Origin of the sequence: Candidatus Kryptobacter tengchongensis, assembly GCF_001458555.1 — a bacterium.
GTDB lineage: Bacteria > Bacteroidota > Ignavibacteria > Kryptoniales > Kryptoniaceae > Kryptonium > Kryptonium tengchongense.
In genome coordinates this window covers 1-8,430 of record NZ_CZVH01000086.1, presented here as the reverse complement: position 1 = coordinate 8,430, position 8,430 = coordinate 1, and the positions used below count along the sequence as shown (strand labels likewise).

General features: G+C 35.8%; 10 protein-coding genes. 7 read left to right on the top strand and 3 right to left on the bottom strand.

Going from position 1 to position 8,430, the window contains the following annotated elements:
* The 4 genes from AT685_RS06980 to queE all read left to right on the top strand — a co-directional run.
* A partial coding sequence (locus AT685_RS06980) for a potassium transporter TrkG (RefSeq protein WP_320409079.1) occupies window positions 1-423 on the top strand: 423 nt, incomplete at its 5' end.
* Complete coding sequence (locus tag AT685_RS06975; protein WP_081040634.1) at window positions 423-1,085, top strand: potassium channel family protein; 663 nt, start codon at window positions 423-425, stop codon at window positions 1,083-1,085. The genes AT685_RS06980 and AT685_RS06975, both read left to right, overlap by 1 nt.
* Window positions 1,078-1,449 carry a 6-carboxytetrahydropterin synthase QueD gene (queD, locus tag AT685_RS06970; protein WP_072152081.1) on the top strand — a complete coding sequence of 124 codons (372 nt, stop codon included), beginning with the start codon at window positions 1,078-1,080 and terminating at the stop codon, window positions 1,447-1,449. The genes AT685_RS06975 and queD overlap by 8 nt, the downstream gene beginning before the upstream one ends.
* A 14-nt stretch (window positions 1,450-1,463) precedes the next feature.
* Entirely contained in the window at window positions 1,464-2,129 is a 666-nt protein-coding gene (gene queE, locus AT685_RS06965; RefSeq protein ID WP_072149716.1) for a 7-carboxy-7-deazaguanine synthase QueE, read from the top strand.
* Here the strand turns inward: queE and AT685_RS06960 are convergent.
* From AT685_RS06960 to AT685_RS06950, 3 genes are read right to left on the bottom strand one after another with little or no spacing between them, the layout of a single operon-like run.
* Window positions 2,126-4,096, bottom strand: coding sequence for a ferrous iron transporter B (locus tag AT685_RS06960; RefSeq protein ID WP_159420501.1), 1,971 nt, complete (start codon window positions 4,094-4,096; stop codon window positions 2,126-2,128). The genes queE and AT685_RS06960 overlap by 4 nt on opposite strands.
* Before the next feature lie 51 nt (window positions 4,097-4,147).
* Window positions 4,148-4,366: a FeoA family protein gene (locus AT685_RS06955; protein WP_072149720.1), complete on the bottom strand. Its 219-nt coding sequence runs from the start codon at window positions 4,364-4,366 to the stop codon at window positions 4,148-4,150.
* 14 nt (window positions 4,367-4,380) lie between these two features.
* Window positions 4,381-4,833, bottom strand: coding sequence for a Fur family transcriptional regulator (locus AT685_RS06950; protein WP_072152079.1), 453 nt, complete (start codon window positions 4,831-4,833; stop codon window positions 4,381-4,383).
* Window positions 4,834-5,106: 273 nt separating this feature from the next.
* Between AT685_RS06950 and AT685_RS06945 the strand changes: the two genes are divergently transcribed.
* The 3 genes from AT685_RS06945 to AT685_RS06935 all read left to right on the top strand — a co-directional run.
* The gene (locus tag AT685_RS06945; protein WP_072152078.1) at window positions 5,107-6,930 is read left to right on the top strand and encodes a tetratricopeptide repeat protein; all 1,824 of its coding nucleotides are present in this window, start codon (window positions 5,107-5,109) and stop codon (window positions 6,928-6,930) included.
* Window positions 6,920-7,693 carry a dihydroorotate dehydrogenase electron transfer subunit gene (locus AT685_RS06940; RefSeq protein ID WP_072152077.1) on the top strand — a complete coding sequence of 258 codons (774 nt, stop codon included), beginning with the start codon at window positions 6,920-6,922 and terminating at the stop codon, window positions 7,691-7,693. The genes AT685_RS06945 and AT685_RS06940 overlap by 11 nt, the downstream gene beginning before the upstream one ends.
* Window positions 7,690-8,430 (top strand): dihydroorotate dehydrogenase (locus tag AT685_RS06935; protein WP_072152076.1); only part of this gene is annotated, 741 nt, incomplete at its 3' end. The genes AT685_RS06940 and AT685_RS06935, both read left to right, overlap by 4 nt.

Genomic DNA, 8,430 nt, shown 5'->3' with positions numbered 1-8,430 from the left:
GGCTCAACTGGTGGCGGGATAAAGACAACCTCATTTGCCCTGATCGTTTTAAAAATCTCATCAATGGTAACTGGAAAAGAACGAGTTGAGATTTTCAATAAACAAATTAGTGAGGAAAGTATATCAAGAGCATTTGTTTCCGCCCTGCTTTCAGTTCTTTTCATACTTACCGCCACATTTGCCCTTACAATAACTGAAAAAAACTTAAATTTTATTGATACATTCTTCGAGGTCGTTTCTGCGTTCGGAACAGTTGGATTAAGCAGGGGAATAACACGAGATTTGACAATTTTTGGAAAGTTGATTATCATTATGATGATGTTTATAGGAAGAATTGGACCGCTTGCGTTCTCATTTGCACTTTTCGGGAAAATTGAGAAACGAAATTACGAATTTCAAAAAGAAAGTGTTCTTGTCACATAATGAGAAAATTTGCCATAATAGGTCTTGGAATATTTGGGAAAAACCTTGCACTTGAGCTTGCAGAGGGAGACGCCGAAGTCCTTGCTATTGATGTAAACGAGGAAAGAATAAATGAGATTAATCACCCTAACATCACGGCAGTTAAACTTGACAGCACTGATGTAAGAGAACTTGAAAGGTTTGGACTTAAAGACATGGACGCGGTCATCGTGACAATTGGAGAAAATTTTGAGGCACTACTCTTAACCTGCGTCTTGCTTAAAGAACTTGGAACCAATAGAATAATCGCGAGAGCAACGGAAGAAATTCATAAAAAAATCTTAAAAAGCATAGGAATAAAAGAAGAAGATATAATCTCGCCAGAAGAAGAAGTTGCAAAAAGACTCTCAAAGTTGCTTTTAAGCGACGGATTCATTGAATTTTTTGAGATCACAAAAGATTATGAAATAGCTTGGATTAAAGCACCCGAAAGTTTTGTAGGGAAAACAATTCGCGAACTTGAATTGAGAAAAAATTATAACCTCCTTCTCGTCACAGTTATAAAAAACAAAAAGCCAATCGGAGTCCCTGACCCCGACACAAAAATTGACCCGGAAGATGAACTTTTAATTTTTGGAAAAGATAAAGACATCAAAAAGATAATTTCCCATAGCTATGTATAAAATTTCGGTTCAAAAAAGATTTTCAGCATCCCACATAATTAGAGATTACCCAGGGGAATGCGGTCGCTTGCATGGTCATAACTGGAATGTTAAGGTTGTCGTTAAAACAAAAAAACTTGACAATTTCGGGATGACGATTGACTTTAAGGAACTATCAAAAATTCTAAATGAAATCGTTAATAAACTTGATCATTACCACCTTAACGATATACCACCCTTTGATAAAATACAGCCAACGGCGGAAAACCTCGCTAAATTTTTCTATGATGAACTCAAACTAAAACTTTCCAAACATGATGGTCTTGAAATTGATTTCGTTGAAATCTGGGAAACCGAAAAATATTCCGCAATCTATCAAGAATAACCACCCACTTAAAGATGGAAATAAACAAGGGCGAGGACATACTTACTGTAAATGAAATTTTCTTCAGCATACAAGGTGAATCAAGCTGGATGGGTCTTCCATGTGTCTTCGTGAGATTAACTTATTGCGATTTAAGATGTGTGTGGTGCGATACTGAATACGCATTTTATGAAGGAAATAATATGACAATTGATGAAATCATTGAAAAGGTTAAATCATATGATTGCGAACTTGTTGAAATAACTGGAGGAGAACCGCTTCTGCAGGAAAATTCACTTAAATTAATGAAACGACTATGTGATGAAAACTTCACAGTTCTGCTTGAAACAGGAGGGCATAGAGATATAAGCAAGGTAGACCCAAGGGTTCACATTATCATGGATATAAAATGCCCAGGAAGCAAAATGAGCCATAAGAATAGATGGGAAAACATAGAACTTCTTTCAAAAAAAGATGAAATAAAATTTGTGATAAAAGATAGAAACGACTACGAATGGGCTAAAGAAATAATAAAAAAGTTTAATCTCACTGAAAAAGTTGGAACGATTCTATTTTCACCCGTATTTGGTGAAATTGAACCTATAACGCTCGCAACATGGATACTTGAAGATAAACTTCATGTCAGATTCCAAATTCAACTACACAAATATATTTGGTCTCCCACCACGAGAGGTGTTTAAATTAGAATTTGCGAAACGATCCCACCAATTGTAAATGCAATAACCCAACTTGAGATCCATATCAATAGCCCCTCAAACAATCCTCTTTCCTTCAACATCACCATAAGCGAAGCTATACATGGGACAAACAATGTAATTGTCACAAGTCCTGCAACTGTTTGCATAGGGGTTAAGTCAAGAGCGTAAAATCCAGCTGCTCCAAAATCTCTTCTCACAATCCCCATTATAAAAGCTCTTGAAGCCTCGGATGGTAATTGTAACCAGCCGACAGTCAAAGGCGAAAGCGTTTGAATCCATTTATCAAGCAGCCCTGTAACTTGCATAACTCCGACAATAAAGGCACCTATGAAAAACCACATTCCAGCTTCTTTTAAGAAGAAAAATGTTCGCATCCAGGTTTTCCTTACAAGATTATCAATTCTCGGAATTCTCATCGGGGGTAAATCTATCAAAAGTGGAGTTGCCCCACCTGGCAAAATTCTATTTAAAATTATCCCAATCATAACAAAGACAGAAAACATCGTAAAAATATAAATTAAAGTTGCTTGAAACCCAGCTCTCATAAGTAAAGTGGTTATCACAGCAAGCTGTGCAGAACATGGAATTGTTATTTGCAGGATGGCTGTTATTATTCTTTTTTCTCTTTTCGTTGAGAGAATTCTTGTCGTGATAGTTGCCATAGTCACACAACCAAATCCAAGGATCAACGGGATAACCGCTTTACCATTCAAGCCAATATAACTCATCAATCTATCAACGAATGTGGCAAGCCTCGGCAAATAACCGCTATCTTCAAGTATTGCAAGCATGAGATAAAAACCCACAACAAGCGGTAAAAGTAAAAACAAAAGGTATCTCACAGTCATCGTTAAAACACCAAATTCCCCAAAAAATATGACGAGAACAGGATTTTTAAAATTAAATTCATATTCAACCCTTTTCCCCTGAACAAAACTTTGCATTTTCCTCAAAACATCTGGTGAATTCCTAAAACCATGTTCAAAAATAAAACTTCGGCTATCAACTATTTCATCATCTTCATTGAGGACATTCACATTAACCTCAACAGGAAAATAATTTGCAACAAATTTTCTTACATTATATTCATAAATTTGTTTTCCGAGTTTATCCTCCGTGAACTCAACAAGATCCTGAGCTATCAATTTCCCAACAACAAGATATGCAAGATAAAGAACAACGCCAATAAAGATAAGACCAAATAAAGGATGTATCGCAATTCTCCCAATCAAACCTGAGACTTTTCCACCAGCGGTATTAATGGTTACAACTTCCGAAACGATTTGATTTGCCCTGTTTCTTCTTTCAATGTAAATTTTTTCACGCTCATTCCAAGCATAAATTTCCCCATCAAACTTTGATTTAAATTTATCTATAGTTTCCGAATCCCCTTCAATTATCAGAAGAGATTCAATATCGCTTATGCCATATTTCCTTGATATCAACGAGATTTTCTCGGCAAGTTTTTTATCTCTGTTCCCCGCGGTTGCTTTTTCAATCGCATTCAAGACCTCTTTGAAACCAATTTGCTTCACAGCAACTGTTGGAATTACAGTAACGCCAAGTAAATTTGAAAGCTTCTCAACATTTATTTTTATTTTTTTCTGCTCCGCTTCATCCATCATATTTAAAGCGACAACAACTGGCTTGCCTGAATCTATAAGTTGAAGCGTAAGAAAGAGATCCCTCTCAAGATTCACAGCATCAACAACATTCAAGATAACATCAGCATCCATGATTATATTTTTCGCAATCCTTTCTTCATCGTTAAAAGAAGAAAGTCCATAAATTCCAGGCGTGTCGTATACTACGAAGTTTTTATATCTCCCCTTTAAAATCTCAACCGTCGTTCCCGGATAATTTGAAACCTCAACATAAAGCCCTGTGAGATAGTTAAAGAAGATTGATTTACCAACATTTGGATTTCCAACCAAAACGAGTTTCTTCATATCTTTCTCAACCTTTGTCTCCGCTGATTGATGCACATGCATAAAACTTTCCTAAATTTTTTTAACCATGATTTTTTTTGCTATTTCACTGCCAACTGCTATTTCCTGATGTCGCTTTGAAATCACAACAGTGCCACCGGGCAACTTATGAATACACTTTACCCTTGTCCCCTCTATTACACCAAGCCGAACAAAGTGAGTTTTAAAATTTCCAACCGGCAATTCATAAATTTCAAGTTCCATTCCAGGCTCTGCTTCAGTCAATCTCATTAGCTCACCCCTTTTCATTTCTCTTTTGCTGCGCATTTTGCACAAAGTCCGAAAATTTGATGAGTGTGCCTTATCGGCTTAAACCTATATTTCTTGCAGATCTCATCCTGAATCTTTTCAATCTCCTCGCTTTGAAATTCAATTATAGACCCACAGTTAACACAAATTAAATGATCGTGATGTTCCCGTCCAAAGGCTCGTTCATAAACGAAAACATTTCCAAACTTATGCCTTGAGACAACCCCAAGTTCAAAAAGAAGCTCAAGCGTATTATAGACAGTCGCTCTTGATACCTTCTTCCCCTCATTTTTCATCCTGATAAATAAATCCTCTGCCCCAAAATGTCCATTCATTTCAAGAACTGAGTTTAAAACCTCATATCTTTGTTCCGTTGCCCGTAGATTTCCCTTTTTTAAATGATTTACGAAATTCTCACGAACCTTTTCTATTAATTTCGCACTCGCCATTTTAACGACCTATTTTAAATTTAATCTAAATAAAGTTAAACATTTCACCGATAAAAAACAAATTAAAAAAACTTCAAAGTATCTGTCTCAAAAAGAAGTACCATGCTCATAAATCAATACATGATAAATTTGCAAATTGAAAATAATTGTTTTAAATTACATCAGCCAAATTCAAGAGTAGAATTAAACTTGAGCCACAAGATTAAAAGACTTCCTCTGCTTATAATATTATCATCTTTTATATTTTCTGGTTGCTCAATCTGGAAAAATGTAATGAGTGAATTCAACGCATATTTCAACACTTATTACAACGCTAAAGTTACATTTGAACAGGTTGAGCAGGTTTTGTATAACAGGGCTTCCTCTGAAAAATTTTTATCAATTGAAAAATTTGATGTTGAATTTAACCTTCCGCAGAACGAAAAAAATAAACTTGATGATGTTATAAAAAAGTGTTCAAAAATTTTACAATACTACCTGAACACCTCGGTTGGAGATGATGCTCTCCTTATGATAGGTAAGGCATATTTTTATCAAGATAACTACCTTGGGGCGGAAAGAAAATTTGCAGAACTTATATCAACATTTCCAAAAAGCAAACTTTACGACGAAGCGCTTTACTTTCTCATGTTCACCCTCTCAAAAGAGAAAAAATATGAAGAGGTTATAATTTCATTTCAAACAAAAGCAAGACATGACACCAAAAATAAAAACCTGTGGAAACTCCACAAAATTTATGGCTTAGCAAAATTTAGAATTGGCGAAATTGACAGCGCTATTTACTACCTTAACCTCGCATCACAACAAGCAAAGGGTGAGGATAAAGCGGAAATTTTATTTTATCTTGGAGAAATCAACGAAGAAAGAAATCCATCTGAAAGCGCTAAGTTTTACAACAACACCTCAAAAACAACAAAAAGGACAAATCTCAAAATTTACTCGCTCATAAAATATGCAATTCAGCAACGCAAGCTTGGGAATTATGAACTTTCCGAAAGAGTTTTAAACGATCTTATTCATTCAAACATAGACAAGGATTATGAAAGGAAAGTTTATCTTGAGCTTGCGCGCACCCATCATTTATCCGGGAAAATAGAACTTGCAATTCAAACTTACACCTACCTTGATACAACATACAAAAGAACCGAGGAATCCGCATTTGGGTATTTTGAGCTTGCTCGGATTTATGAGACAAATTTGGGGAAATATGACTCAGCGAAATTGTTTTATGAAAAAGCGCAGCTTGAGTTTCCACAAAGCGAGGCATCAAGGCAAGCACAGAGAAAATCCGCAGTACTAAATGATTATTTCCGCAACCGTTTGATCATCTCAAGAAATGATAGCATCCTAAACTCAATAAAGATGAACTCGGATTCAACTATATCATTAAACATTGACTCAATACAAAATCTAATCTCACAGGCGAAGTATTCACTCGCATGGACTTTTCACACATCCCTTAACAGGGTTGACTCCGCAATATATTATCTTAAAGACATAATTGAAAATCATCCAGAATCCCCCGTAACACCACGCTCCTATTATCTTCTTGGGACAATATACGAATTGATTGACACAACAAAGGCAAAAGAAATTTATCTTGAGCTGCTAAGAAAATTTCCATACAGTGAATTTTCAACTCAAGTGGCGAAATTTATCGGGATTAAAAACGAAATCATAAGCGACACATTAAATAAAATTTACAACATTGCAATATCTTTAATTGACACAGATCCTGAAACCGCAATTAAAATGTTAAGCACAATTTGCAACCATAATTCAAACTCAAATTTGAAAGCAAAGGCGTTTTATGCAATTGGGTGGATTAACGAATATAAACTTAAAAATTTTGCAAAGGCGATTGAGTATTACACGAATGTTTTAAACAACTTCCCAGAATCCGAATATGCAAAGATGGCACAGATAAAATTAAATCCTGAAAAATATGAACAGTCAAAGGCGACAACAATTCCATCTGTCCAAACACCGGCAACAAAGCCAGTAGAACAAATAAAACCCACTACTAAAGAAACCGAAGAACCTGAGGAGGAGCCACGCGTAAGGGAAAGAAAAAGAAGAAGAATAGATGATAATTAAAGAAATTGCAACGATCACCTTAAGCGAACCTGTAGCAGAAAATATATATAGAATAGAAATTTTAGCCCCAGAGATCTCAAAATCTTCAAAACCAGGGCAGTTTATAAATATAAAGATATCTGAAAGTTTTGACCCATTTCTGCGAAGACCATTTAGCATCTACAATACAATTGATGACAAAATTCAGATAATTTTTAGCGCCATAGGAAAAGGGACAAAAATTCTTTCAAACTTAAAACCAAACGAAAAAATTGATATAATTGGTCCCCTTGGAAATGGATTCAATGTTGACGATAATTTTGACACCGCTATTATAGTTGCAGGTGGTCTTGGGGTTGCACCATTTCCATTTTTAACTAAAATTTTGAAAGAAAAAAATAAAGATGTAATTTCATTTGTCGGAGCTAAAAGCAAAAACCAACTTGTGCTTAACGGACTTGAAAATGTTTTTGTTGCAACTGATGACGGCTCCTTTGGATATAAGGGAACTGTTATTGAACTTTTGAGGTCAATTATATTAAACACGGACACAAAAAATTCCTCATCTATCTTTAAAATCTTCGCATGTGGTCCAACTCCGATGCTAAAAGCACTTATTGTTTTATGTGATGAATTAAACTTAAACTGCGAAATCTCAGTTGAAACTCTAATGGCATGCGGAACTGGCTTATGTCAAGGCTGTGCTGTGAGGTCAAGGCAGGGCGTTTATAAACTTGCATGTAAAGATGGACCTGTTTTCAATTCAAAAGAAGTTTTATTATGATAAAAACAGAAGTCATAATCGGGAAATTAAGGCTTAAAAATCCTGTTCTTGTTGCATCTGGAACATTTGGCTACGGGGATGAACTTATTGGAACAGTTGACATAAGCAAACTTGGTGGAATTGTTACCAAATCATTAACATTAAAACCGAAGATTGGAAATCCACCGCCACGTATAGCGGAAACACCATGTGGAATGCTTAACTCAATCGGGCTTGCTAACATCGGAGTTGATAAATTCATCAACGAGAAATTGCCTATTCTTAAAAACTATGACACCGCAATAATCGTGAACATCGCTGCGAAAAGAGTTGAAGATTACTGTGAAATTATAAGACGGCTTGAAAATGCGGAAGGTGTAAGCGCTTATGAAATTAACATCTCATGTCCAAATGTTAAAGAAGGAGGTCTTGAGTTTGGGACTAACCCTTCTATGACCGCAAAAATTGTAAGTGAAACAAGAAAACTTACAGATAAAACTCTGATCATCAAGCTTACCCCAAACGTCACACGAATTTCGGAGTTTGCCAAGATTTGCAAAGACGAAGGTGCAGATGCAGTATCGTTGATAAATACAATTGTTGGAATGGCAATTGACATAAGAACAAGGAAACCAAAAGTTGCAACTGTTACCGGTGGACTTTCAGGTCCAGCGATAAAACCAATCGCCCTTGCTAAAGTTTTTGAAGTTTTTCAAAATGTTGATATACCGATCATAGGAGCGTGGTGTTACGGGGGG